Raw genomic sequence first — 24,602 nt, 5'->3', positions numbered from 1 at the left:
GGCGCCCGGTGCGGGCTCGGCGCGGGCGGCGGGCGCGCCCCGTGGGCCGGCGAGGGCCGACGCCAGGGCGAGGGCCAGGGTCAGGACCGCCAGCACGCGCCCCGCCCGCCCCCGCCGGGCCGCGGCGACCGCGAAGACCGTGGGGGCCGCGAGGACCGTACGGAACATCCGGGGCGCGCGGCCCCCGTGAACGGCGCGGCCCCCGTACGCGGCGCGGACCCCGGGACCCCCGTGCCCCGCGCGCACCCCGGGCCTTTCGCGACCCGCGTGGACCCCGCGAGCCGCGTAAGCCTCGTGAACGGCGGGGCCTGATGCCCGCCGCCCGCCGACCGCGGGGACCGGGGAGCCCGCCGACACCCCCTGACCCGCCTGCCCCGAACCCGCCGCCGCATTGATCCGCATTCATGCCATTCTGGCCGCCGACGGCCACGGCTGCGTGCCGCCCAGCCCGCGCAACGCCGGGGAGTCCTCCACGCAGCGGCCCGTGCCCACCGCCACGCAGTCCAGCGGATCGTCCGCCACGAGCACCGGGATGTTCAGCTCGCGGCCGAGCCGGGCGTCGAGCCCGCGCAGCAGCGCGCCGCCGCCGGTCAGCACGATGCCGCGGTCCATGATGTCGCCGGCCAGCTCGGGCGGGGTCTCGTCGAGAGTGGTGCGGACCGCCTCGACGATGCCGGCCACCGGTTCGGCCAGCGCATACCGCACCTCGTCCGCCGACAGCTCCATCACCTTCGGCATGCCGCTGACCTGGTCGCGGCCGCGCACGACGCAGCGCTCGTCCGACGGCATACGGACGTCGGCGGAACCGGCCGAGTACGCGCCGCCGCCGGCAGGGCCCCGTTCGCCACCGTCGGCGGAACCCCGTTCGCCGCCGCCGAGCAGGGCCACGTCCGGCACGGTGCCGACGGGGGCCAGGGGCGCGGTCCCGCCCGCGGGCTCCTCCCGCCACGCGCCGGGCGAGGCGTTGGCCAGCGTGATCACCCCGGTGGAGGAGTCGGCGAGGGCGCTCGGCACGGCCGGGGGCGGCGGCTCGGCGACCGAGGCGGCGTCCGGCGCGGCCGATCCGATGCCCACCTTGATCTGCTCGGCGGTGCGCTCGCCGATGGTCAAGCTGTACCGTTTCTTCGCGTACGCGATGATGGCGGCGTCCATCGCGTTGCCCGCCGTGCGCACCGAGCGCGCGGTGACTATGCCGCCCAGCGACAGCACCGCGACCTCGGTGGTGCCGCCGCCGATGTCCACGACCATGCAGCCGGTGGGCTGGCCGACGGGCAGGCCGGCGCCGAGCGCGGCGGCCAGCGGCTCCTGGACGAGCTGCACCTGGTGCGCCCCGGCCTGGGTGGCCGCCTCTATCACCGCCCGCCGCTCGACGTCGGTGACGCCGGACGGCACGCACACGACCAGGCGCAGCCGGCCGCGACGGCCGGTCACCTTCTTGACGAAGTGCCGCAGCATCCGCTCGGCGATGTCGAAATCGGCTATGACGCCGTCCCGCAGCGGCCGGACGGCGACGATGTGCGAGGGCGTGCGACCTATGCTGTCGCGCGCCTCCGCACCCACCGCCAGCACGCTGCCGTCGTGCGTGCTGACCGCGACGACCGACGGCTCGTTGAGCACGATCCCCTTGCCTCGCACGTACACCAGGGTGTTGGCGGTGCCGAGGTCAATGCCCACATCGCGTCCTGTGAACGACTTCCTGAATGCCATAAGTTGACATTATGGCCAAAACGGGAATCGCGCATACCGCTAGAACCGGGCATTCCGCGGGACGGGGCACGTTCGAGCCAGGAGCGGTCCGCGGGCGGGCACACCGGCCGAACCGGCGGCGCGGCAGCGACTGACCAGCGGCACGGCGGGCGGCGGGCGGTGCGCCGGGCGGCCCGGCGGCCGGGACGCGCGGCGCGCGCGGGTCGCCGGACACCTGCGGAGCGCCACCCTCCGCATGCCCACGGAATCTTCACCGAACCGTCACCGCATAGAGGGACCGAATCGGCACATGGCGGACACGTTGTCTCCGTCGGGTCCCAGCCGTGTCACGGACGCCGACACGCCTTGCCGGGTTGTCATGGCCACCTGTTAGTTTGTGGCACTCAGTACTCACGCCGCGCTCCCCGCTCAAGGTCCCCGGAGCGCGGCTCAGCACATCATCCCCGGGGGATTCCTTTGAGCCAGAACTGGCAGCCGCCGCAGCAGCAGCCCGGTCCCTACCCGCCGCCCGGCGCGCCCGGCGCCTACCCGCCGCCTCCGCCCGCTCCCTACGGCGGCGGCTTCCCGCCGCCTCCGGCCCCGGCCCGCCCGGCCAACCCGGCCCTCGCGCTGCTGGCCGCCGTCGTCGCGGCCCTGGTGGGCGCGGGCGTGTACGCGGGCATCCTGTTCGGCCTGGCCGACACCGACAAGGGCGAGATCACCCGGGTGGCCTACATCGGCATCGGCGTCGGCGCCCTCGTCGGCCTGGCCGTCGGCAAGCTCGGCGGCCGCAACGTGGGCCTGTGGGTCGTCGGCGCCGCGCTGGCGCTGGCCGCCGTCCTGCTCGGCGAGCTGTACGGCTACGCGCTCATCTACGCCGACGGAGCCGAGAAGGCCGCCGAGCAGCTCAGCAAGGCCGGGGCGCCGCAGCAGATCGACGCGCCGTCGGCCAACGAGATCTTCTTCGACCACTTCAAGGACCTGTGGAAGTCCTGGAAGGAAGACCTGGAGGGCTGGGAGTACCTGTTCATGGCCCTGGCCCCGATCGCCACGGTCGGCACGGCCTTCCGGCTGAACAAGCAGCGCTGACACCGTCGTCCGCCCCCGCGCGGGGGCGGACGACAAGGGGTGGGGCCTGCCGCGCACCGGTCCGGTGCGCGGCAGGCCCCACCCCTTGTCGTCTCCGGTCGGTCGGTCGGAAGGGCTCGTCGTCGGCCTGTCCTGGAACCGACGAGGGACGAAGACGGACCGGCGACGGGCCCGGGCGAGGTCAGCGGCGCTGGAGGTGGGACGGCGCGACCGTCACCTCCACCCGCTGGAACTCCTTCAGCTCCGAGTACCCCGTCGTCGCCAGCGCCCGGCGCAGCGCGCCGAAGAAGTTCATCGAGCCCTCGGGGCTGTGCGAGGGGCCGAGCAGGATCTCCTCCGTCGTACCGACCGTGCCGAGGTTCATCCGCTTGCCGCGCGGCACGTCCTCGTGCACGGCCTCCATGCCCCAGTGGTGGCCGCGGCCGGGCGCGTCCGTGGCGCGGGCCAGCGGCGAACCCATCATCACCGCGTCCGCGCCGCAGGCGACGGCCTTCGGCAGGTCGCCGCTCCAGCCCACGCCGCCGTCGGCGATGACGTGCACGTACCGCCCGCCGGACTCGTCGAGGTAGTCCCGGCGCGCCGCCGCCACGTCGGCCACCGCCGTGGCCATCGGCACCTGGATGCCCAGCACGTTCCGCGTGGTGTGCGCGGCGCCGCCGCCGAAGCCGACGAGCACGCCCGCCGCGCCCGCCCGCATCAGGTGCAGGGCCGCGGTGTATGTGGCGCAGCCGCCGACGATGACCGGCACGTCCAGCTCGTAGATGAACTGCTTGAGGTTCAGCGGCTCCGACGCGCCGGAGACGTGCTCGGCCGACACCGTGGTGCCGCGGATGACGAAAATGTCCACTCCGGCGTCCACCACCGCCCGGGAGAACTCGGCCGTGCGCTGCGGCGACAGCGCCGCGGCGGTCACCACGCCGGAGTCGCGGACCTCCTTGATCCGCTGGCCGATCAGGTCCTCCTTGACCGGCTCGGCGTAGATCTCCTGCATGCGGCGGGTGGCGGTCCGCTCGTCCAGCTCGGCGATCTCCGCGAGCAGCGGCTCGGGGTCCTCGTACCGCGTCCACAGCCCTTCGAGGTTGAGCACGCCGAGGCCGCCGAGCTCCCCGATGCGGATCGCGCTGGACGGCGAGACCACGGAGTCCATGGGCGCGGCCAGGAAAGGCAGGTCGAAACGGTACGCGTCGATCTGCCAGGCGATCGAGACCTCCTTGGGGTCCCGGGTGCGACGGCTGGGCACGACGGCGATGTCGTCGAACGCGTACGCCCTGCGGCCGCGCTTTCCGCGCCCGATCTCGATCTCAGTCACTGGGAGTGCCTTTCGCTGCGGTGTACGCCCCCAGTATCCCCGACGGCCTCCGGGCCGGAGCCTGCCCGCCACCCCGCCCACCACACACACGCGCCACCCCGCCCATCAGGCGCGCGCCACCTCCGCCCGGCAGGCGCGCGCCGCTCCCGCCCATCGCCCCCGCCGGACGCCGCACCCGCCCGACCGGAACGCCTGTCGCCCCCGCCGGACGCCGCACCCGCCGGACCGGAACGCCGCGCGCCTACCGGACCCCGGGCAGTGCGCTACCGAACGGAGTAGTTCGGCGCCTCGGCCGTGAGCTGCACGTCGTGCGGGTGGCTCTCCTTCAGCCCGGCCGCCGTGATCCGGACGAACCGGCCCTTGGCCTTCAGCTCCGGCACATCCGCCGCGCCCACGTACCCCATCGACGCGCGCAGGCCGCCCACCAGCTGGTGCGCGACCGAGGACAGCGGGCCCCGGTAGGGCACCTGGCCCTCGATGCCCTCCGGAACCAGCTTGTCCTCCGAGAGCACGTTGTCCTGGAAGTAGCGGTCCTTGCTGTACGACCGGGCCTGGCCGCGCGACTGCATGGCGCCGATCGAGCCCATGCCCCGGTACGTCTTGAACTGCTTGCCGTTGATCAGCACCATCTCGCCCGGCGTCTCCTCGCACCCGGCCAGCAGGCTGCCCAGCATCACCGTGTCCGCACCGGCCGCGATGGCCTTGGCGATGTCGCCCGAATACTGGAGGCCGCCGTCGCCGATCAGCGGCACGTCCGCCGCCTGGCAGGCGCGCGCCGCCTCGTGGATCGCCGTCACCTGGGGCACGCCGATCCCGGCCACCACGCGCGTGGTACAGATCGAACCCGGGCCCACGCCGACCTTCACCCCGTCGGCGCCCGCGTCGATCAGGGCCTGGGCGCCGTCGCGGGTGGCCACGTTGCCCCCGACCACGTCGATCGTGATGTTGGACTTCAGCTTGGCGACCATGTCGAGGATGCCGCGGCTGTGGCCGTGGGCGCTGTCCACCACCAGGAAGTCGACACCGGCCTCGACCAGCGCCTGGGCCCGCTCGTACGCCTCGTCACCGACGCCGACCGCCGCGCCGACCACGAGCCGGCCCTCGGCGTCCTTGGCCGCGTGCGGATACTGCTCGGCCTTGACGAAGTCCTTGACCGTGATCAGGCCCTTGAGCGTGCCCGCGTCGTCCACCAGCGGCAGCTTCTCGATCTTGTGGCGGCGCAGGAGCTGCATGGCGTCCTCGCCGGAGATGCCGACCTTGCCGGTGACCAGCGGCATCGGCGTCATGACCTCGCGCACCTGGCGGCCGCGGTCCAGCTCGAAGGCCATGTCGCGGTTGGTGACGATGCCCAGCAGCTTGCCCGACGCGTCCGTCACCGGCACACCGCTGATCCGGAACTTCGCGCACAGCGCGTCCGCCTCGCGCAGCGTGGCGTCCGGGCGGACCGTGATCGGGTCCGTCACCATGCCGGACTCCGACCGCTTGACCAGGTCGACCTGGTTGGCCTGGTCCTCGATCGACAGGTTGCGGTGCAGCACGCCGACGCCGCCCTGCCGGGCCATCGCGATGGCCATCCGCGCCTCGGTGACCTTGTCCATGGCGGCGGACAGCAGCGGGACGTTGACCCGCACATGCCGGGAGACCCGGGACGAGGTGTCGACCGCGCCCGGCAACACCTCGGAGGCGCCCGGGAGCAGCAGCACGTCGTCGTACGTCAGCCCGAGCATGGCGAACTTCTCGGGCACTCCGTCGACGTTGTCAGTCATGACACCCTTCCTGGACCGCTCCCGCCGTGCGCGGGGGCCTGCACTCCGAACAGCTGACCTGCGACCTACAGGGCCTTGCCCCTGCGCGGACTCCCATGCTATCGGGCTGCTCACCCGAACCGCGCCTCGCTGTGGATAACCTCCGTCCCGCCCAGGTCAGGGCGTCCGGGCGGCCGCTCCCACCACGACCCGGCCGGGTCTGCCGCGGCGCTGCCGCCGTGGTGTGACGGGCTCGGTGGGCTACTGCTCGGCGAGCGCCCGCAGCCGGCTCAGGGCCCGGTGCTGGGCCACCCGCACCGCGCCCGGGGACATGCCGAGCATCTGCCCGGTCTCCTCCGCGGTCAGTCCGACCGCGACCCGCAGCAGCACCAGCTCGCGCTGGTGCTCGGGAAGATTGGCGAGCAGCTTCCTGGCCCACTCGGCGTCGCTGCTCAGCAGGGCCCGCTCCTCGGGGCCCAGCGAGTCGTCCGGCTGCTCCGGCATCTCGTCCGAGGGGACGGCCGTGCTGCCCGGGTGGCGCATGGCGGCCCGCTGGAGGTCGGCCACCTTGTGCGCGGCGATGGCCACGACGAACGCGTCGAACGGCCGACCGGTGTCGCGGTAGCGCGGCAGCGCGCACAGCACCGCGAGGCAGACCTCCTGCGCCAGGTCGTCCACGAAGTGCCGGGCGTCGCCCGGCAGCCGGGCCAGCCGGGTGCGGCAGTAGCGCAGGGCGAGCGGGTGCACGTGGGCGAGGAGGTCATGGGTGGCGCGCTCGTCCCCGTCCACGGCGCGCCGCACCAGGGCGCCTATGGCACCCTCCGCTCCGGGCCCGCCGGCGACCGGGGTTGCCGGGGTCTCGTCGTCGCGCATCCAACCATGGTGCCTTGGCGCCGGATGTTCTGTGACACCGCCTCTGCGGTTGTGCGTTGAAGCGTTATGAGCAGGTGCGCCGACTACCGTCACGTCCCGCGCTCTCCCCTCGTACCTGGCAGGCTCGTCCCCGAGGAAGTCCACACCTCAAGGATGCGGCATCGCGCGGGAAAGGTGGAGCGCCGCCCTCGGCTCCGCCCGGCGCGGTGCCGTCACCGCTGCGACGCGGGGCTTCCGGGCAGCTGGGACGGGGTCTGGTCCGAGCCGGTGCCCGGCTTCGCGCGGCGGGACGCGGTGACGGGCGGCGACGGCGGGCGGCCGCTGCCGCGCCACGGCCGGACCTCTGGCCGGATCGACGCGGTCGGCACCGGGCGGACGGCCTCGCGTGGCCGGATCCATGCGAGCGGCAGGCCGGATCCGTACGTACGGGCCGGATGCGTACGGCCGGATGTGTGCGGCCCCTGCGTACGGCCGGACGTGGACGGGCCGGAGTCGCCCGCGGGGTGGATCCCCTACGGACCGGATTCCCCTGTGGACCGGAACGCCCTGTGGGGCGGACGCGTACGGGCCGGATGCGGCCCAAGCGGATGCGCGCGGGTCGGGCGCTGGGTGCGGCCGCCCCTCTCGGGCCCTGGGCTCACACCCGTCGGGGTCGGGCTGTCGCGTCGTGGCGATCTTGTCCGACCGGTTCGAGGCTCGTCGCCCCGCCCGTCCCTCGACGGGCGGGGGCCGTAGCTCCCCCGCTGCGTGGCACGTCCCCCGATCGGAGCACCGGACGTGCTCCCGTGCCGTGGATCGCCGTGCCGGTGGATCTCGTGGATCTCGTGGATCTCGTGGAAGCGGGCCCGGGTCCTAGCGGACCAGGCCCCAGCGGAAGCCGAGCGCGACCGCGTGCGCGCGGTCGGAGGCGCCCAGCTTCTTGAACAGCCGCCGCGCGTGCGTCTTGACGGTGTCCTCGGAGAGGAACAGCTCGCGGCCGATCTCGGCGTTGGACCTGCCGTGGCTCATGCCTTCGAGGACCTGGATCTCGCGCGCGGTGAGCGTGGGCGCCGCGCCCATCTCGGCCGAGCGCAGCCGACGCGGCGCGAGCCGCCAGGTCGGGTCGGCCAGCGCCTGCGTGACGGTGGCGCGCAGCTCGGCGCGCGAGGCGTCCTTGTGCAGGTAGCCCCGGGCGCCGGCGGCCACGGCGAGCGCGACGCCGTCCAGGTCCTCGGCGACCGTGAGCATGATGATCCGGGCACCGGGGTCGGCCGACAGCAGGCGCCGGACGGTCTCGACGCCGCCGAGGCCGGGCATCCGGACGTCCATGAGGATGAGATCGGAGCGGTCGGCGCCCCAGCGGCGCAGTACTTCCTCACCGTTGGCCGCGGTCGTCACGCGCTCGACACCGGGCACGGTCGCGACCGCGCGGCGGAGCGCTTCTCGGGCAAGCGGGGAGTCGTCGCAGACGAGGACGGATGTCATGGCCGCCCTCCGCTGATGCGCGTCACCTTGAGCCTCCAGGCTGGTTACTGATCGTCACCTGTGCGATTGACAGCCTCGGACACCTGTCCGAGGACTTTAGCCCATCAACCGCCTTCGCTCTCTCAACGACGGTCACCCGAAAGAGTTACGGGATCGGACGGGCGCCTTCGACACTCTACGTGAGGGATCGATCACAGAGCCGCTTCATCGCGCCCGCCGTGTTCTAAACCGGGGCCTGATCCCCTTTGGTGGCATTTGGCGACCTTGCTTCCCATTTGCGACCCTATGAGGCTAGATTCGCAATGAGTCATATTTACATCTACTTACACCGTGGGTACCCGGGCCAGGACCCACCGCCCACAGCGGATCGCCTCAGCAGATCGCTTGGAGGAGACAAGGCAATGGCAGACTTCTCCCGTCTTCCCGGTCCAAACGCCGACTTGTGGGACTGGCAGCTCCTGGCCGCGTGTCGCGGTGTCGACAGCTCACTCTTCTTCCACCCCGAGGGCGAGCGCGGCGCGGCCCGCAGCGCGCGTGAGAACTCCGCCAAGGAGGTGTGCATGCGCTGCCCCGTGCGCGCGCAGTGCGCCGCGCACGCCCTTGCGGTACGCGAGCCCTACGGCGTGTGGGGCGGGCTCACCGAGGACGAGCGCGAGGAGCTGATGGGCCGGGCGCGGCACCGGGTGACCAGCACCCCCCACCTTCCGAGTTCCTGACGGCGCCCCGCGCGGGAGACCGCCGCACCCCGCCCCGCCCCCTCCTCCAGCCGCCCGGCCACGCGTCCCCGGATCCCGGCCCGACCGATCGGCCCGATCGATCGGCCTGCCCGGTCCGCCCGTCCGCCCAGCCCGGCCGACCGCCCAGCCCGCCCGGACGCCCGGACGCCCGGCAGGCTCGACCACCGGGCCCGGTTTTCCGGTCGACGGCGCCGACGCCGGTCGCCTAGCGTGCCCGGATGACGTCCATGCAGCTTCTCAGTGTCAACACCGGCCGGAGCCGGGCCGTCGCCTACACCGCCAACCCCGCCGGTACGACCGGCATCGACAAGCGTCCCGTGGCCGAACCGGTGTGGGTCTGCGCGCCGGGGCCGATGGGCACGGGCGGCAGCGGGCTGGCCGGGGACGACGTCTGCGACCGGCGGTTCCACGGCGGGAACGACCAGGCGGTGTACGCGTACGCGCGCGAGGACCTCGACCGCTGGGAGCGGGAGCTGGGGCGCGAGCTGCCCGCCGGCGTCTTCGGCGAGAACCTGACCACCCTCGGCATCGACCTGAACGCCGCCCTGGTCGGCGAGCGCTGGCGGGTCGGCTCCGGCCCGCTGCTGGAGGTCACCTCGCCGCGCGTCCCCTGCCGTACGTTCGCGGGCTGGCTGGACGAGCGGGGCTGGGTGAAGCGGTTCACCGAAACCGGCCTGACCGGCGCGTACCTGCGGGTCGTCGAACCGGGCGCGGTCCAGGCGGGTGACCCGGTGGAGGTGGTGCACCGCCCCGGCCACGAGGTGACCGTGGGACTCGTCTTCCGCGCGCGGACGGCGGAGCCGGCCCTGCTGCCGCGGGTGCTCGCGGCGGGCGACGCGCTGCACCCGGAGGACCGCGAGCGGGCGGCGCACTACATGGCCAGGGGCGCCGGCGGTGCCGGGAGCGCCGGGACCGCCCGGAACACCGGGATCGCCGGGAAGGCCGAAAACGCCGCCGCCGAAGGCCCGGAGGGCCCCGCGGACCCGGCCTGACCTGCGATCGGCCCCCGCACGGCGGACCGGCGGCCCCCGGCGGCCGGTGCCGGGCCGTACCGCTACCGTGCCGCGTATGACGACTGCACTGATTACGGGGTCCACGGCGGGGATCGGGGCCGCGTTCGCGCGTCGGCTCGCGGCGGACGGCCACAACCTGGTGCTGGTGGCGCGCGACGCCGAGCGGCTGCGTGAACAGGCCGCCGACCTGCACGACCGGCACCGCGTGGAGGCCCGGGTGCTGTCCGCCGACCTGGCCGACGACGCGGGGATCGAGGCGGTCGAGGCGCGGCTGGCGGATCCGGCGCAGCCGGTGGACCTGCTGGTGAACAACGCGGGCTTCGGCCACCGGGACGGCTACCTCACCACACCTCTGGCCGACGAGTTGCGGATGCTGAAGGTGCACTGCGAGACGGTGCTGCGGCTGACCAGCGCGGCCGCCGCGGCCATGCGCGAGCGCGGGCGCGGCGGAGTGATCAACGTGTCGTCCATCGCGTCGTTCTTCCCGCGCGGCACGTACTCGGCCAGCAAGGCGTGGGTCACGCAGTTCACCCTGGGCGCCGCGAAGGACCTGACCGGATCCGGGGTGCGGCTGATGGCGCTGTGCCCGGGTTTCGTACGGACGGAGTTCCACCAGCGCTCGGGCGTGTCGACGGACAACGTGCCCGGCTGGATGTGGCTGGACGCCGACCGGGTGGTGGACGCGGCGCTGAAGGACTTCGCGCGGGGCCGGGCGCTGTCCGTACCGGACCCGCGCTACAAGGCGCTGGCCGGTCTCGGCAAGCTGGTGCCGCGCTCGGCGGCGGCGTCGGTGTCGACCAGGCTGGGCCGGAGCGCCGGCCGCCCCTGACGGCCGCCCCTGGACGGCCGCCCCGGGCAGCCGCTTCTGACGACGTTTCCCGCTAAACCTCTGACGGCTGCTTCTGACGTCTCGGCCCCTGCCGCTGTCCGCCGGGGCGCGGATCCGGTGGCGCCCGGGACAGCCAGAGGCCCGGCACCCGAAGGCGGGTGCCGGGCCTCTGGCCTGGCGGCCGCGCCGGCCCCGGGCCGGACGGCCGGGTCGGCGCGCACGACGCGTGCGGTCAGTGCGAGTGGCCGTGGCCGGCGGCCTCCGGCTCCTCCTCGGCGGGCTTCTCGACCACCAGGGTCTCGGTGGTGAGCAGCAGCGAGGCGATCGACGCCGCGTTCTCCAGGGCGGAGCGGGTGACCTTGACCGGGTCGATGACGCCGGCCTTCACCAGGTCGCCGTACTCGTCGGTCGCGGCGTTGAAGCCGTGGCCCTTCTCCAGCTCGGCCACCTTGGAGGTGATGACGTAGCCCTCCAGGCCGGCGTTCTCGGCGATCCAGCGCAGCGGCTCGACCGCGGCGCGGCGGACCACCGCGACACCGGTGGCCTCGTCGCCCGACAGGCCCAGGCCGCCGTCCAGCACCTTGACGGCGTGCACCAGCGCGGAGCCGCCGCCGGAGACGATGCCCTCCTCGACCGCGGCGCGGGTGGCGGAGATCGCGTCCTCCAGGCGGTGCTTCTTCTCCTTCAGCTCGACCTCGGTGGCCGCGCCCACGCGGATCACGCACACACCGCCGGCGAGCTTGGCCAGCCGCTCCTGGAGCTTCTCGCGGTCCCAGTCGGAGTCGGTGGTCTCGATCTCGGCCTTGATCTGCGCGACGCGCCCCTCGACGTCGCCCGCGTTGCCGCCGCCGTCCACGATCGTGGTGTCGTCCTTGGTGATGGTCACCCGGCGGGCGGTGCCCAGCACGTCCAGACCGGCCTGGTCGAGCTTGAGGCCGACCTCCTCGGCGATGACGGTGGCGCCGGTCAGCGCGGCCATGTCGCCGAGCATCGCCTTGCGGCGGTCGCCGAAGCCGGGGGCCTTCACCGCGACGGCGTTGAAGGTGCCGCGGATCTTGTTGACGACCAGGGTGGACAGGGCCTCGCCCTCGACGTCCTCGGCGATGATCAGCAGCGGCTTGCTGGCGCCGCCCTGAAGGATCTTCTCCAGCAGCGGCAGCAGGTCCTGGATGGACGAGATCTTGCCCTGGTGGATCAGGATGTACGGGTCGTCGAGGACGGCCTCCATGCGCTCCTGGTCGGTGACCATGTACGGCGACAGGTAGCCCTTGTCGAACGCCATGCCCTCGGTGAAGTCCAGCTCCAGGCCGAAGGTGTTGGACTCCTCGACGGTGATGACGCCGTCCTTGCCGACCTTGTCCATCGCCTCGGCGATCAGCTCGCCGACCTGCTTGTCCTGGGCGGACAGCGCGGCCACGGCGGCGATGTCGGTCTTGGAGTCGATCGGGCGGGCGGAGGCCAGCAGGTCGTCGGAGACGGCCCGGACGGCGGCGTCGATGCCCTTCTTCAGGGCGGCGGGAGAGGCGCCGGCGGCCACGTTGCGCAGGCCCTCGCGGACCAGCGCCTGGGCCAGCACGGTGGCGGTGGTGGTGCCGTCGCCCGCGATGTCGTTGGTCTTGGTCGCCACCTCCTTGACGAGCTGGGCGCCCAGGTTCTCGTACGGGTCGTCGACCTCGACCTCGCGCGCGATGGTCACGCCGTCGTTGGTGATGGTCGGCGCGCCGAACTTCTTGTCGATCACGACGTTGCGGCCCTTGGGGCCGATCGTCACCTTGACGGTGTCGGCGAGCTTGTTCACCCCGCGCTCAAGGGCGCGGCGCGCGTCCTCGTCGAATTTCAGGATCTTCGCCATGAGATGCGTGTGTCCTCTCGTTGCGACCCTGGCGCACCGCGCGGGGGGCCGCCATCGTTGGTACGAACTGCGCCCCGGGCGCCCGGCAGGTTCGCTCGCGGGGGGCCAGGGGCGCAGGACGGGAAATGCGGGGTGGAGTTACTTCTCGACGATCGCGAGGACGTCGCGGGCCGAGAGCACGAGGTAGTCCTCGTTGTTGTACTTCACCTCGGTCCCGCCGTACTTGCTGTAGAGAACGACGTCGCCGACCTTGACGTCGAGCTCGACGCGCTTGCCGTCCTCGATGCGGCCCGGGCCCACGGCCAGGACGGTGCCCTCCTGGGGCTTCTCCTTGGCGGTGTCCGGGATGACCAGGCCGGAGGCCGTGGTCTGCTCGGCGTCGAGCGGCTGGACCACGATGCGGTCCTCAAGCGGCTTGATGGCAACCTTGGTGCTGGCGGTCGTCACGATCCGACCTCCCCCTTCGGAGATCTCGCGGGGTTGACTGTCTTAAGGGGGCGACCAGGTGGATCCGTCGTCGCGGGTGCCGGACCTGCCCGTCGCACGTCACTGCTGGCTGGCACTCCGGACTGAGGAGTGCCAGCGTCGAGTCCGAGACTAGGACGCTGTTAGCACTCAGTCAACTAGAGTGCCAAGCGACGTGGCGGCGGTTCGGCCACGCCCGGCGCCCGGACCCGTACGGCCGTTTCCGGTCCGCCGCCCGAACGGCCCCTGCGGCGCGGGGCGGAGAGCGCCCGGACGGCGGGATCCCGGACCGCCTGGGGTCGCCAGGTGGCGCGCGGCGGCGCGCGGGCGCCGAGCGTGTCGCCCGCCGCGGTCCGCGCGCCCCCCGCCCGCGCCGTAAGCCGCCGTGGGTCGCCTTCGGCGTTGCGCTCTACCGGCCGTACGCGCGTGCTCTCGACCGGGACGACATGGGACTCCCCAAAACCGACGCGTACCGGCGCACGGGACGGCGGAAGGCGCCGGGCGGGCCGGGGGAAGAGGCCGCGCCGGGGACGGGAGAATGGGCGGGTGGACGTGGACGCCTTCGAATCGCTGCTCACCGACGAGGGGCAGGCGGTGCTCGCCGCGCTGCGCGACCACGATCCGGCGCGCGAACTGGCCGAGGTGACGCGGCTGCGCCGCGACCACCCGCCCGCGCTGGTCTCGGCGGCCGTCACCCAGGCGCGGCTGCGGCAGCGCGCCGTGGCCAAGTTCGGCGCCGAGGACGCCCGTCGCATGTACTTCACGCCGGACGGCGTGGAGCAGGCCACCCGCGCGTCCGTCGCCGCCTACCGGGCCCGCCGGTTCGCCGATCTGGGCGTGCGCACCCTGGCCGACCTGTGCTGCGGCGTCGGCGGCGACGCGCTGGCGCTCGCCCGCGCGGGCGTGCGGGTGCTGGCCGTCGACCGGGATCCGCTGACCTGCGCGGTCGCCCGGGCCAACGCCGAGGCGCTGGGCCTGGCCGACCGGATCGAGGTGCGCCGCGCGGACGTGGCGGACGTCGACACCTCGCCGTACGACGCGGTGTTCGTCGACCCGGCGCGGCGCGGCGGCCGCGGCGGAGCGGGCCGATCGGGCGGTACGGGACGCGCGGGCCGTACGGGCGCCGCGGGCGGGCCGGCGCGCGCGGGCGGCCAGGGCGGCGGCGGCCGGATCTTCGACCCGGAGTCCTACTCGCCGCCGCTGTCCTGGGCGGTCGCCACCGCCCGCAGGTCCCCGCACGCCGCCCTCAAGGCCGCCCCGGGCCTGCCGTACGAGGCGATCCCCGACGCGGCCGAGGCCGAGTGGATCTCGGACGGCGGGGACGTGAAGGAGGCGGTGCTGTGGTTCGGCACCGCGCGCCCGGGCATGCGCCGCGCCACCCTGCTGCCCTCCGGCCGGTCCCTGCTCGGCGCGCGCCTGCCCGACCCGAGCCCGGGCCCGGTGGGCCGCTGGCTGTACGAGCCGGACGGCGCCGTCATCCGCGCGCACCTCGTGGCGGACGTGGCCGCACGCGTGGGCGGCCGGCTGATCGACCCGACCATCGCCTACCTGACGGCGGACGAGCTGCGCCCCACGCCGTACGCCACCGCCTACGAGATCACCGACGTGCTGCCGTTCAACCTCAAGCGGCTCAGGGCGCTGCTGCGGGAGCGGGAGGTGGGCGTCGTGACGATCAAGAAGCGGGGTTCGGCGGTGGAACCGGAAGAGCTGCGCAGGCGGCTGAAACTCGAAGGGGTGAATGCCTGCACCGTCGTCCTGACGCGCGTGGCGGGCGCGCCCACGATGCTGCTGGGCCACCCGGCGGACTGCTAGCGGGCGCGCGGGCCGCGCCCTCGCGCCGGCCCCGCGCACCGCGCGCCCCCGGCGCGCGGCCAGCGCGCGTCCGAACACGGGAGCGCCCACGCGGCGGCGCGCACGGCGCCGGTCCCCGGCCCACGGTCGGCCCCACAGCCGGTTCCACAGCCCGGACCCGCGGCCTGGACCCGTGGGCCGGTCCCGTGGGCCGGTCGGCACGGCCCGGAGTCCTACGGCCCGGGGACCAGCCCCATCCCGATCCGGGGCCCGAGGCGCACCGTCCCGGGCGGTCCGTACGGTGAGCCCCATGGCACCGACGCACCTTCCCGCCCCGCTCTCGGCCCCGCTCTCCGCCCCGCTCTCACCGGCCGACCTCGACGCCTACCTGGCCCGGACCGGCTGGTCCGGCGAGCGCCGCGCGGACGCCGCCGCGCTGCGGTCGCTGCACCGCGCGCACCTGACCGCCATCCCCTTCGAGAACGTGCAGGCCCTCCTCGGCTCGGCGCCCTCCCTGGCCCTGCCCGACCTGCTCGACAAGCTGGTGCGCGGGCCGCGCGGCGGCTACTGCTGCGAGCACAACACCCTGTTCGCCGCCGTCCTGGAGACGTTCGGCTTCGGCGTGACCCGCCTGGCCGCGCGCGTGCGGGTGGGCGCCCAGGACGGTGCCCTGCGGCCGCGTACGCACATGCTGCTGCTGGTCGACGTGCCCGGCGAGGACGGGCCGTACGCGGCCGACGTGGGCTTCGGCAACGTCGGCGGCCTGCTGGAGGCGATACCGCTGGCGACGGGCCGGGAGGTGCGCACCGGCCCGCGCCGGCACCGGNGGCCGGGAGGTGCGCACCGGCCCGCGCCGGCACCGGTACGTGCGCGAGGCCCACCCGCGCGGGGCGGCGGACCTGTGGGTGCTCCAGGCGTTCGCCGACGGGGCGTGGCAGGACCAGTACGCCTTCTCCCTCGAACCGTTCGAGCACCCCGACTACGAGGCCATCAACTGGCACGTGGCGACCAACCCCCGCTCGCCCTTCCAGCACACGCTCATCGCCCAGCGCACCTCCGAGCAGGCGCACCTCAGGCTGTGGGGCCGCGCACTGGTGGAGACCCACGCCGACGGCACGCGCAAGGAGCGGGAGCTGGCCGACGGCGACGAGGTGCTGCGGGTGCTGGCCGCCGACTTCGGCATCGGCCTGCCGGAGGGGACGCGGCTGCCGGAGTGACCGTCCCGCGGGTACCGCGGACCGCCCGCGGGACATGCGGACCGCCCCGCGCGGGACGGCGGTCCGCCGGAGGCCGGGCGCCGCCGCCGCGTTCCGCCGCCGCCTCCGGCCGTTCGAGCGCCAGCGCCCGGGGTGGCGGGAGCGGGGTGGGTCCGGTCGGCGGGTCACGGCGCCCACCCCGCGCCGCGAATAGTACGTATGTCACGCACACCCAAAAAGAGCGTCAAAAAACCGCGATTCACCACAACACCGGCTGACGCGCGGTACGCTCGGGCGCCGTCCCCGTCGTGGTAGGCATGCGGCCATGCGAACCCGAACCGCCACCTACCCCGACCGGAGGACCGCGCAGTGGTGCACCCAGCAGGTCGTGACCCGCAACGAGCAGGTCATCCACCGCTGGCTGGCCCAGGACACCCGGCAGCGGCTGACCCTCGAAGCCGCCTGGCCCTCCCGCCCCGACCCCGTCGGCCGGGTGATGCTCCCGGCGATGCGGCTCGCCGGGTGGGAACCGGTGGGCGTACGGGCCGCGCGCGTGATCCTCAGGCGGGAGCCCGGCAGCCCCCAGGGCTTCGCCGTGCACGCGACCTTCCCCGTCAACCTCTGACCCCCGGGCCGCCCACGCCCCCGCCGCCCCGGACACCCGAACCCTCCGCCGTCCCAGAAGCCCTCCCCGCCATGTCCCTGAAGCCGCTCGAACACGACCGTGACTACGGCGAGCTCGACCAGGTCGTCCGCGCCTACCTCGGACAGGTCGCCGACGACGGCCCCGACCAGCGCAGCGACGCCCTCACCGCCTACCTGCGCCACACCTGGCACACCCGCCCGTGGGCCGTCGCCGTCGCCGAGGAGCAGCTGCGCGAGTACGCGCGCAGCCGCACCCCCAGCCGCCGCCGCGCCCGCCTCAACCCGCCCTACCCGGTGCCCGATGTCGGCCTGCCCGACACCGAGGCGCGCTCCTGGCTGCTTCTGCTCGCGGACCATCTCAAACGCAGCGTCGAGAACGGCGACGTGCCGCCGCCCGGCGTGCCGCGCACCCACTGGGAGTGGCACGCCCGCTTCCCGGAGCTGGGGCAGCTCCTCGGCGGCTGGTTCTCCCAGGACATGCCGAAGGAGTTCGCCGACCACGACACGGCCCTCGCCGACTACCTGGCCACCACCGACCCGGTCCTCGTCGCCCGCCTCTCCGGGGAGCTGACCGAACTGCTGACCCTCCCGATGGACGAGGCCGACTACGCGCGCGCGGTCGCCGAGCTGGGCATGGAGGTCGAGCCACCGGCCCCGTACGCGCCCAGCGGCTGGCTGACCCTGGTCGCCGACCGCCTCACCGGCGAACGCGCGCCCGGCCCCTGACCCCCGGCGGGCCGGGGCCCGCGCGAGAGCGCCGTCGCGCGAGGGACCGCCCCCGCGCTGGGGCCCGGCCCACTGCGGGCGCGCATCGTCACTCGTAGTGATAACGGGCTTGCAGGACGACGATCTCGCCCTCCCGGGGCAGGTAGACCAAGCGGTGCTCGTCGGTGATGCGGCGCGACCAGGCGCCTGCCAGGGCGTGCTTGAGCGGCTCCGGCTTGCCGATCCCAGCGTAGGGGTCGCGCAGCGTGTCATCGAGGAGCCGGTTGATCCGTTTGAGGATCTGCCGATCGGTGGCCTGCCAGTGAACATAGTCAGCCCATCCCCGGGAGGTGAACGCCAACTTCACCCGGCGTCCTCGTCGCGGATCAGCTCACGATGCTCGTACTGCCCCTCCATAGCCTGCTGGTACGACTCGATCAGCCGACGGGCGTTGGCCGGGGACCGCAGAAGGTAGGCGGTCTCCTGAAGGGCTTCGTACTCGGCCGCCGCCACCAGGTAAGCGCTGCCGTTCTTGGAGACGATCTCCACGGCGCTCCGGTCGCTGTTGACCTCTTCGATCAGCGGGAACAGACGGCGGCGCGCCTCGCTGGCGGTTATCGACACCGGATACCTCCCAGTCATTGGTACCACATATGGTACAGGTCTCCGCTGTATCACACCCTGCGGCCGGTCAGTCGTCCACCGTCTCGAACCGCCAGCGGTGCACGGCGCGGCGCGCCAGGTCCGCGGGCGGCTCCGGCAGCTCCGGCAGGGCGGCGGCGTACGGCGCGTCCCACCAGGTGATGACCAGCACGCGGTCCTCGGGGGCGCGGAAGGTCTCGCGGCGCGGCGGGGCCGGGTGCAGGGGCTGGCGGCGGGCCCACGCCAGCAGCTCCGCGCCCCGGCCCTCGGCCGCCCGGGCCTCCCACATCAGGGCGACGGTCACGCGTACAGGTTCTTTCCGCTCAGCTCGTGCACGTGGTCGTGGTCGCTGCCGTGGGAGTGGGGGTGGGAGTGCGCGCCGGGCCCGCCCTGCCCCGGCACGTGGGTCTCCGTCACCGGCAGCGACGAGTCGGCCGACAGGTCCCAGTCCGACGCCGGGCGGCCCCTCGCGACCATCTCGGCCCCCAGCGCCGCGACCATCGCCCCGTTGTCCGTGCACAGCTTGGGCCGCGGCACCCGCAGCCGGATGCCCGCGTCCTCGCAGCGCCGCTCGGCCATCGCGCGCAGCCGGGAGTTGGCCGCGACGCCACCGCCGATCATCAGGTGGTCCACGCCCTGGTCGCGGCACGCGCGCACCGCCTTGCGGGTCAGCACGTCGGCCACCGCCTCCTGGAACGACGCGGCCACGTCCGCCACCGGCACCGGCTCGCCCGCCGCCCGCCTGGCCTCGATCCAGCGGGCCACGGCCGTCTTCAGGCCCGAGAAGGAGAAGTCGTACGCGGCGTCGCGCGGGCCGGTCAGCCCGCGCGGGAAGGCGATCGCGTCCGGGTCGCCCTCCCGCGCGAGCCGGTCGATGACCGGTCCGCCCGGGAAGCCCAGATGCAGCACCCGCGCGACCTTGTCGAACGCCTCGCCCGCCGCGTCGTCGATGGTCGCGCCCAGCGGCCGTACGTCGCTGGTGATGTCCGGCGCCAGCAGCAGCGAGGAGTGCCCGCCCGACACCAGCAGCGCCATCGTCGGCTCCGGCAGCGGGCCGTGCTCCAGCTGGTCCACGCAGATGTGCGAGGCCAGGTGGTTGACCCCGTACAGCGGCTTGCCGAGCGCGTACGCGTACGCCTTCGCCGCCGACACCCCGACCAGCAGCGCGCCCGCCAGGCCCGGCCCGGCCGTGACCGCGACGCCGTCCAGGTCGCCCGGCGCGACCCCGGCCTCCTTCAGGGCGCGCTCGATGGTCGGGACCATCGCCTCCAGGTGCGCGCGGCTGGCCACTTCGGGCACGACGCCGCCGAACCGCGCGTGCTCCTCCACGCTGGACGCCACCGCGTCCGCGAGCAGGGTGTGGCCCCGCACGACGCCGACGCCGGTCTCGTCGCAGGAGGTCTCGATGCCGAGGACCAGGGGTCCGCCGCGTGAGTCAGCCATGGGTGCGTGTTCCTTGCTGGGCGTGGGAGGGAGGTATGGGCGGCGCGGTCGCCGGGCGGCGCATCACCAGCGCGTCCACGTTGCCCGGTTGGTAGTAGCCCTTACGGATGCCGAGCGGCGCGAAGCCGAAGCGCTCGTAGAGCTCTTGCGCGCGCGGGTTGTCGACGCGCACCTCCAGCAGCACCTCGCGGCAGCCGAAGCCGGTGGCCGCGGCCAGCAGGTCCGTCAGCAGCCGGGCCCCCAGGCCCTCGCCCCAGCGGTCGCGGGCCACGCCGATGGTCTGCACGTCGGCGGAGTCCCCGAAGGCCGCCAGGCCCGCGTACCCCACCAGTCTGCCGCCGGCCTCGGCGACCACGTAGCGCCGGGTGGCGGCCGGGCCGCGCGCGTGCGCCAGCTCCGACCAGAACAACCCCTCCGACCAGGCGTCCCCCGGGAACAGGTCGTGTTCGAGGACCAGCACCGGCGCGATGTCCCACCAGCGCATCTCCCGCAGCCGTGCGGACCCGGCGGCGGACCCGCCGGCCGACGGCCCGCGCGGGCCGTCGGCGCCCGTGCCGGCCGCCTCGGCCGTCCCGGCCGCGCGCGCCTCGTCTGCCGCGCCGCTCACCGTGGGGTGACCACCTTGTAGTTCGCCGGCACCCGCGCGTCCGGGCGCCGCAGGTACAGCGGCCGGTTCGGCAGAAAGGCCCCTGCCGCCGGCTCCCCCGTCGCCGACTCCCCTGCCGCCAGCTTCTCGGCCGCCAGCGCCGCCAGCGCGCCCGCCGACTGGTGCTCGGGCAGCCCGGGCCGCGCCGCCCCGCCCAGCACCTCCGGGTACAGCGCCGCGCCCGCGCCGGCCACCGGCAGGCCCGCGACCCGCTCGGCGATGTCCGCCGGGCGGTCCACCGCCGGTCCGGCCACGCGCGTCACGCCGCCCGGCCCGCCCGGCTCGTACCGCGCCCAGTAGACCTCCTTGCGCCGCGCGTCGGTCGCCACCACGAACGGCTCCGCGAGGCCGCCCGCGCGCACCGCCTCGTACGCGATCCCGTCCAGCGTGCACAGCCCGCGCACCGGCACGCCCAGCGCCGCCCCGAAGGCGTCCGCCGTGGCCAGGCCCACCCGCAGCCCGGTGTACGGGCCCGGCCCGACCCCCGCCACGATGTCGGTGACCGCGCCGAGCCGCACGCCCGCCTCGGCCAGCACCCGGTGCACGGCGGGCAGCAGCAGCTCGCCGTGCCGCCGGGCGTCCACCTGTCGGGACTCGGCGAGGACGGCGGTGCCGTCGTGCAGGGCGACGGTGACGGCGGGAGTCGCGGTATCCAGAGCGAGCACGAGCACGAGAACAGCCTAAGGCCCTGGCCGCCGGTGCTACGGTCGCGTAGTGGGCCGCGTGACGACGCGGACCGCGACGACGCGGACCTTGACGACGCGGACCGCGACGACCGGCCGACGACGCGGCGAGCCCGGGGCGGCCCGGGGCGGAAGGAGTTACGGCAGGTGGCACGCAGCAGCAACGGCGTGGTGGCCACGCTCACCGCCGGAGCCCTGGCCGTCGTCGGCTTCCTCGCCTACCAGGCCTCGGCGACCGCGCCCACCCACCCGACCCAGGCCCGGCCCGGAGCCTCGCCCAGCGAGGACGCACACGGCGGCGGCAAGGGAGGCGGCGGCCGGACCAGGCAGCCGGAGTCCACCGCCGTCCCCGGCAGCTCCGGCACCGGCCTGCGCGTGGTGTACGCGCTCGGCGCGCGGCGGGTGTGGCTGGTGGGCTCCGACGACAAGGCCATACGGACGTTCAAGGTCTTCCCCAGCTCCGTGAGCCCGGAGCCCGGCTCCTACCCGGTCAGCTCGCGCCGCATCGGCGGGCTCGGCTCAGACGGGGTGCCGGTGGAACACGTCGTCGTCTTCGACACGGAGGGCGACGTGGTGTTCGGCTTCAGCGCCGCGGTGGACGGCTCGACGCCGGACCCGGGCGCGACGAAGAAGACGGGCGCGGTGCGGGAGAAGCGGGGGGACGCGCTGGCGATGTGGCGGTTCGCGCAGCTCGGAACCCGGGTCGTCGTCATGCCGTAGCGCCGTGGCGTCTTCGCGCCCCGGCGCGGGTTCCGGCTGCCGGGGTTCCGCGCCGCCGTCGGGCCGGGGTGCGTGCGCTGGTGTTCGGGTGCGGGGTGTTCGGGTGCGGGGTGTTCGGGTGCGGGGCCGGGCTGGTGGGCGGGTGCGGGGCCGGGGGCTCCGGGGTAGGGGCCTGGACTCGGATATTTTCGCATTTCGGCGGCCTGCGCCCCGGGGGTTGAGTGAACCGGAACCAGCCGCCCAAATACGAAAATATACGGCCACGTCCAGGCCCCTACCCCTGCGCCCCCGGCCCCTCCCGTCTCGTCGCCAGCTCTCCCCCGGCGGCCCCGCAGGTCCCGGCGCAGCCCCCGGGCCCTCCCGCCTCGTCGCCGGCTCTCCCCCGGCGGCCCCGCAGGTTCCGGCACAACCCCGGGCGCCCTCCCGTCTCGTCGCCGGCTCTCCCCCGGCGGCCCCGCAGGGTTCCGGCACAACCCCGGGTGCCCTCCCGCCTCGTCGGCGGCTTCCCCCCGGCGGCCCGTTCCCTCTCCCGGTTACGGCCGTCCGTCGGCGCCGCGATTCACCCGCACGAAGGAACGCCGATGTCAGGCCGCGTCGCGGTCATCGTCCGGTCGGACCTCCCGGACCTCCACGGAAGGTGGTTCCACGGGCGGGGTCGAGACGGCGCTCGCCGCCGCACAGGACGCCAACAGCTCCCCCACCGACGGCATGGGCGGCGTCGGCGACGACGGACGGTCGCGCCTGAGCGTCGCGGCAGCGGGCTTCTGGGCCGGCATGACGCCCTCCTGGTGGTTCACGGACAGGAAGTTAGGTAGACCTAACATGCTTCCTTTCCCATGGGACCACGCCCGGCCGCACCGGCGCAACATCTTGCCGACGGCTTGTCGGGACCTGTACGGAAAACCCCGCGCGCCTCAGCCGGCGAGCGAGGCCAGGTCCTCCCCGGCCCAGCGCGGGCCCACCCCTGCCACCGCCACGGCACGCGCGTCGTCACCGATGGCGGCGGCGTCCGCGCCCGTCGTCCGTTCGATGACCACGTGCAGCCGGTCCTCCGACAGCTCCTCGACCCGGCCCTCGCCCCACTCGACCACCACCACGGACTCCGGCAGCGACACGTCGAGGTCCAGGTCCTCCATCTCCTCCAGACCGCCGCTCAGCCGGTAGGCGTCCACGTGCACCAGCGGCGGCCCGTCCCCGAGCGGCGGGTGGACGCGCGCGATGACGAACGTCGGCGAGGTCACCGCACCGCGCACGCCGAGCCCTTCGCCGAGCCCGCGCGCCAGCGTCGTCTTGCCCGCGCCCAGCTCTCCGGTCAGCAGCACCAGATCCCCGGGGCGCAGCAGTTTGGCGAGCCTCCGCCCGAGGTCCCGCATCTGTTCGGTGGAGGTGACGGTCATGCGCGCCGCGGCGGCGTACGGGTCGCTCATACCCGCCGATGGTACGGTCCGCCGTCCCGCCGTACGGCACGCCGTCGGTGGGGGAGCTGTCGGCGTCCTGTGCGGCGGCGAGTGCCGTCTCGACCCCGCCCGTGGAGCCACCTTCCGCCGAGGTCCGGGAGGTCCGACCGGACGATGACCGTTCACGCGGCCTGACGCCGGTGTCCCCCGTGCGCGTGAAGCGCGGCGCCGACGAACGGCCGTAACCAGGAGACGGAACGGGCCGCCGACGAGACGGGAGGGCCCGGGGGCTGCGCTGGGACCTGTGGGACCGGCCGGGGTGCGGCCGCCGACGAGACGGGCGGGCACGAAGACTCCGGGTGCCGGAACCTGCGGGGCCGCCGGGGGAGAGCCGGCCCCGCACCCGCCCACCAGCACCCGCCACCGCCCCCGCCACCGGCACCGGCACCGGCACCGGCACCGGCACCGGCACCGGCACCGGCACCGGCACCGGCACCGGCACCGGCACCGGCACCGGCCCCGGCAAGCGGCAACCGCGCGCATCCGGGAACGTCAGCCCGCCCCACCCAGCGGCAGCAGTTCGATCAGGCGGGCGTTGACCACCTCCGGGTGCTCCAGAATGACCAGGTGCCCCGCGTCCGGCACGATCTCCAGCCTGGCCTCCGGCAGCACCGCCGCGACGGCCCGGCTGTGCTCGACCGGCGTGATCAGGTCCCGCTCCCCCGCCAGCACCAGCACCGGCACCCGCCCGAACACCGGCAGCGCCGCCGCCTTGTCGTGGTCGGTGAACGCCGGGTAGAACTCGGCCACCACGTCGATCGGCGTCGCCCCGATCAGCCGCTCCGCGAACCGGGCCACCGCCGGATCCACCTCCTGTGACCCGAACGAGTAGCGCTTGACCAGGCTCGCGGTGAAGTCGGCGGTGGCCCGCCGGCCCCGTTCCACCAGTTCGGCCTGCTTGCCCAGGGCCCGCAGCAGGCCGGGCAGCACGCGCCGTACCGCGTTGACGCCGACGACCGGCAGGCCGAAGCTGATCTCGCTGAGCCGGCCCGCCGACGTGCTGACGAAGGCCGCGCCGACGACCCGTTCGCGCACCAGGTCCGGGTACTGGGCGGCCAGCGCCATCACCGTCATGCCGCCCATCGAGTGGCCGACCAGCACCAGCGGCCCGGTGGGCGCGGCCGCGTCGATGACGGCCTTGAGGTCGCGGCCGAGCTGGTCCATGGTCAGCGGCGCGCCGTCGCGCTGGGCGCAGCCGCGCGCCGAGCGGCCGTGGCAGCGCTGGTCCCAGTAGACGGCGCGCACGGCGCCGCGCAGGGCCGCCCGCTGGTAGTGCCAGGAGTCCTGGTTGAGGCAGTAGCCGTGGCTGAAGACCACCGTGAGGGGGTCGGGCGGGCGGCGCCGCAGCAGCCTGCCGCGCAGCGACGACTGCGGCGCGGGGAGCGGCGCGCGGGCCTCCTCGACCTCGTAGTACAGCTCGGTGCCGTCGTCGGCGACGGCGGTGCCGGGCGCGCCGCGCAGGGAGCCGAACGGGCTCTGCGCGTCGAGGGCGAGCCGCGCCCTGCGCCGTACGCCGCGGCCGGCGGTCAGCCGCTCCAGCGCGACGCCGGCGGCCACCCCCACGGCGGCGCCCGCGATGCCCGCGCCGTTGCGCCAGCCCGGGCCGACCAGG

At 74.6% G+C, this 24,602-nt stretch carries 23 protein-coding genes and 1 pseudogene; 9 read left to right on the top strand and 15 right to left on the bottom strand.

All coding sequences use genetic code 11. The features are described from left to right. Positions 1–402: 402 nt before the first annotated feature. Positions 403–1,707 (bottom strand): rod shape-determining protein, encoded by a 1,305-nt coding sequence (locus RKE29_RS13080; protein WP_312005371.1) that lies wholly within the window; start codon positions 1,705–1,707, stop codon positions 403–405. 456 nt (positions 1,708–2,163) lie between these two features. Between RKE29_RS13080 and RKE29_RS13075 the strand changes: the two genes are divergently transcribed. Beyond that, a complete protein-coding gene (locus RKE29_RS13075) occupies positions 2,164–2,775 on the top strand; it encodes a hypothetical protein (RefSeq protein ID WP_312005370.1) in 612 nt (203 codons plus the stop codon). A 181-nt stretch (positions 2,776–2,956) separates the two neighbouring features. Here RKE29_RS13075 and RKE29_RS13070 read toward each other — a convergent pair whose 3' ends face one another. The 4 genes from RKE29_RS13070 to RKE29_RS13055 form a co-directional block, all read right to left on the bottom strand. Further along, a complete protein-coding gene (locus tag RKE29_RS13070) occupies positions 2,957–4,084 on the bottom strand; it encodes a GuaB3 family IMP dehydrogenase-related protein (protein WP_312005369.1) in 1,128 nt (375 codons plus the stop codon). 263 nt (positions 4,085–4,347) lie between these two features. Then, a complete protein-coding gene (gene guaB / locus RKE29_RS13065) occupies positions 4,348–5,850 on the bottom strand; it encodes an IMP dehydrogenase (RefSeq protein ID WP_312005368.1) in 1,503 nt (500 codons plus the stop codon). Positions 5,851–6,090: 240 nt separating this feature from the next. Next, a complete protein-coding gene (locus RKE29_RS13060) occupies positions 6,091–6,702 on the bottom strand; it encodes a sigma-70 family RNA polymerase sigma factor (protein WP_312005367.1) in 612 nt (203 codons plus the stop codon). Between the two features lie 852 nt (positions 6,703–7,554). Then, entirely contained in the window at positions 7,555–8,166 is a 612-nt protein-coding gene (locus tag RKE29_RS13055) for a response regulator transcription factor (RefSeq protein WP_003948568.1), read from the bottom strand. A gap of 401 nt (positions 8,167–8,567) precedes the next feature. Here RKE29_RS13055 and RKE29_RS13050 point away from each other — a divergent pair, with 401 nt between their 5' ends. The 3 genes from RKE29_RS13050 to RKE29_RS13040 all read left to right on the top strand — a co-directional run bounded on the left by RKE29_RS13050 (position 8,568) and on the right by RKE29_RS13040 (position 10,745). Further along, positions 8,568–8,882, top strand: a complete 315-nt coding sequence (locus RKE29_RS13050) for a WhiB family transcriptional regulator (RefSeq protein ID WP_312005366.1) — start codon at positions 8,568–8,570, stop codon at positions 8,880–8,882. Between the two features lie 248 nt (positions 8,883–9,130). After that, on the top strand, positions 9,131–9,895 hold the full coding sequence (locus tag RKE29_RS13045) for an MOSC domain-containing protein (protein WP_312005373.1): 765 nt from the start codon (positions 9,131–9,133) through the stop codon (positions 9,893–9,895). Between the two features lie 76 nt (positions 9,896–9,971). Continuing rightward, complete coding sequence (locus RKE29_RS13040; protein WP_312005365.1) at positions 9,972–10,745, top strand: SDR family oxidoreductase; 774 nt, start codon at positions 9,972–9,974, stop codon at positions 10,743–10,745. Positions 10,746–10,977: 232 nt separating this feature from the next. Here RKE29_RS13040 and groL read toward each other — a convergent pair whose 3' ends face one another. Both groL and groES read right to left on the bottom strand, forming a co-directional pair. Beyond that, on the bottom strand, positions 10,978–12,597 hold the full coding sequence (gene groL, locus RKE29_RS13035) for a chaperonin GroEL (RefSeq protein WP_312005364.1): 1,620 nt from the start codon (positions 12,595–12,597) through the stop codon (positions 10,978–10,980). 138 nt (positions 12,598–12,735) lie between these two features. Further along, positions 12,736–13,044 (bottom strand): co-chaperone GroES, encoded by a 309-nt coding sequence (gene groES / locus RKE29_RS13030; RefSeq protein ID WP_312005363.1) that lies wholly within the window; start codon positions 13,042–13,044, stop codon positions 12,736–12,738. 564 nt (positions 13,045–13,608) lie between these two features. Here groES and RKE29_RS13025 point away from each other — a divergent pair. The 4 genes and pseudogenes from RKE29_RS13025 (at position 13,609) to RKE29_RS13010 (ending at position 17,420) form a co-directional block, all read left to right on the top strand. Then, entirely contained in the window at positions 13,609–14,874 is a 1,266-nt protein-coding gene (locus tag RKE29_RS13025) for a methyltransferase domain-containing protein (protein WP_312005362.1), read from the top strand. A gap of 289 nt (positions 14,875–15,163) precedes the next feature. Beyond that, a pseudogene (locus RKE29_RS13020) lies at positions 15,164–16,070 on the top strand (arylamine N-acetyltransferase). A gap of 304 nt (positions 16,071–16,374) precedes the next feature. Beyond that, the gene (locus RKE29_RS13015) at positions 16,375–16,674 is read left to right on the top strand and encodes an RNase A-like domain-containing protein (protein ID WP_312005361.1); all 300 of its coding nucleotides are present in this window, start codon (positions 16,375–16,377) and stop codon (positions 16,672–16,674) included. Between the two features lie 71 nt (positions 16,675–16,745). Beyond that, a complete protein-coding gene (locus tag RKE29_RS13010; protein ID WP_312005360.1) occupies positions 16,746–17,420 on the top strand; it encodes a contact-dependent growth inhibition system immunity protein in 675 nt (224 codons plus the stop codon). Between the two features lie 88 nt (positions 17,421–17,508). Here RKE29_RS13010 and RKE29_RS13005 read toward each other — a convergent pair whose 3' ends face one another. The 6 genes from RKE29_RS13005 to tsaB all read right to left on the bottom strand — a co-directional run bounded on the left by RKE29_RS13005 (position 17,509) and on the right by tsaB (position 20,801). Beyond that, positions 17,509–17,766, bottom strand: a complete 258-nt coding sequence (locus RKE29_RS13005) for a Txe/YoeB family addiction module toxin (RefSeq protein WP_312005359.1) — start codon at positions 17,764–17,766, stop codon at positions 17,509–17,511. Continuing rightward, positions 17,763–18,023 (bottom strand): type II toxin-antitoxin system prevent-host-death family antitoxin, encoded by a 261-nt coding sequence (locus tag RKE29_RS13000; protein ID WP_312005358.1) that lies wholly within the window; start codon positions 18,021–18,023, stop codon positions 17,763–17,765. Before RKE29_RS13000 ends, RKE29_RS13005 begins: the two co-directional genes overlap by 4 nt. Positions 18,024–18,090: 67 nt before the next feature. Next, the gene (locus RKE29_RS12995) at positions 18,091–18,345 is read right to left on the bottom strand and encodes a hypothetical protein (RefSeq protein WP_312005357.1); all 255 of its coding nucleotides are present in this window, start codon (positions 18,343–18,345) and stop codon (positions 18,091–18,093) included. After that, entirely contained in the window at positions 18,342–19,484 is a 1,143-nt protein-coding gene (gene tsaD / locus RKE29_RS12990) for a tRNA (adenosine(37)-N6)-threonylcarbamoyltransferase complex transferase subunit TsaD (RefSeq protein WP_312005356.1), read from the bottom strand. The genes RKE29_RS12995 and tsaD overlap by 4 nt, the downstream gene beginning before the upstream one ends. Then, positions 19,477–19,968, bottom strand: coding sequence for a ribosomal protein S18-alanine N-acetyltransferase (gene rimI, locus RKE29_RS12985; protein ID WP_312005372.1), 492 nt, complete (start codon positions 19,966–19,968; stop codon positions 19,477–19,479). The genes tsaD and rimI overlap by 8 nt, the downstream gene beginning before the upstream one ends. Before the next feature lie 119 nt (positions 19,969–20,087). After that, positions 20,088–20,801: a tRNA (adenosine(37)-N6)-threonylcarbamoyltransferase complex dimerization subunit type 1 TsaB gene (gene tsaB / locus RKE29_RS12980; RefSeq protein ID WP_312005355.1), complete on the bottom strand. Its 714-nt coding sequence runs from the start codon at positions 20,799–20,801 to the stop codon at positions 20,088–20,090. Positions 20,802–20,960: 159 nt separating this feature from the next. Between tsaB and RKE29_RS12975 the strand changes: the two genes are divergently transcribed. Next, positions 20,961–21,533, top strand: coding sequence for a hypothetical protein (locus RKE29_RS12975; RefSeq protein ID WP_312005354.1), 573 nt, complete (start codon positions 20,961–20,963; stop codon positions 21,531–21,533). 914 nt (positions 21,534–22,447) lie between these two features. Here RKE29_RS12975 and tsaE read toward each other — a convergent pair. Beyond that, the gene (tsaE, locus tag RKE29_RS12970; protein WP_312005353.1) at positions 22,448–22,960 is read right to left on the bottom strand and encodes a tRNA (adenosine(37)-N6)-threonylcarbamoyltransferase complex ATPase subunit type 1 TsaE; all 513 of its coding nucleotides are present in this window, start codon (positions 22,958–22,960) and stop codon (positions 22,448–22,450) included. 522 nt (positions 22,961–23,482) lie between these two features. Further along, positions 23,483–24,601: an alpha/beta hydrolase gene (locus RKE29_RS12965; protein ID WP_312005352.1), complete on the bottom strand. Its 1,119-nt coding sequence runs from the start codon at positions 24,599–24,601 to the stop codon at positions 23,483–23,485. Position 24,602 lies beyond the last annotated feature (1 nt).

The organism is Streptomyces sp. B1866 (assembly GCF_031932565.1).
Classification (GTDB): Bacteria; Actinomycetota; Actinomycetes; order Streptomycetales; family Streptomycetaceae; genus Streptomyces.
Note: the sequence above shows the minus strand (reverse complement) of the source record. Positions and strands in the feature narration are given on the sequence as shown.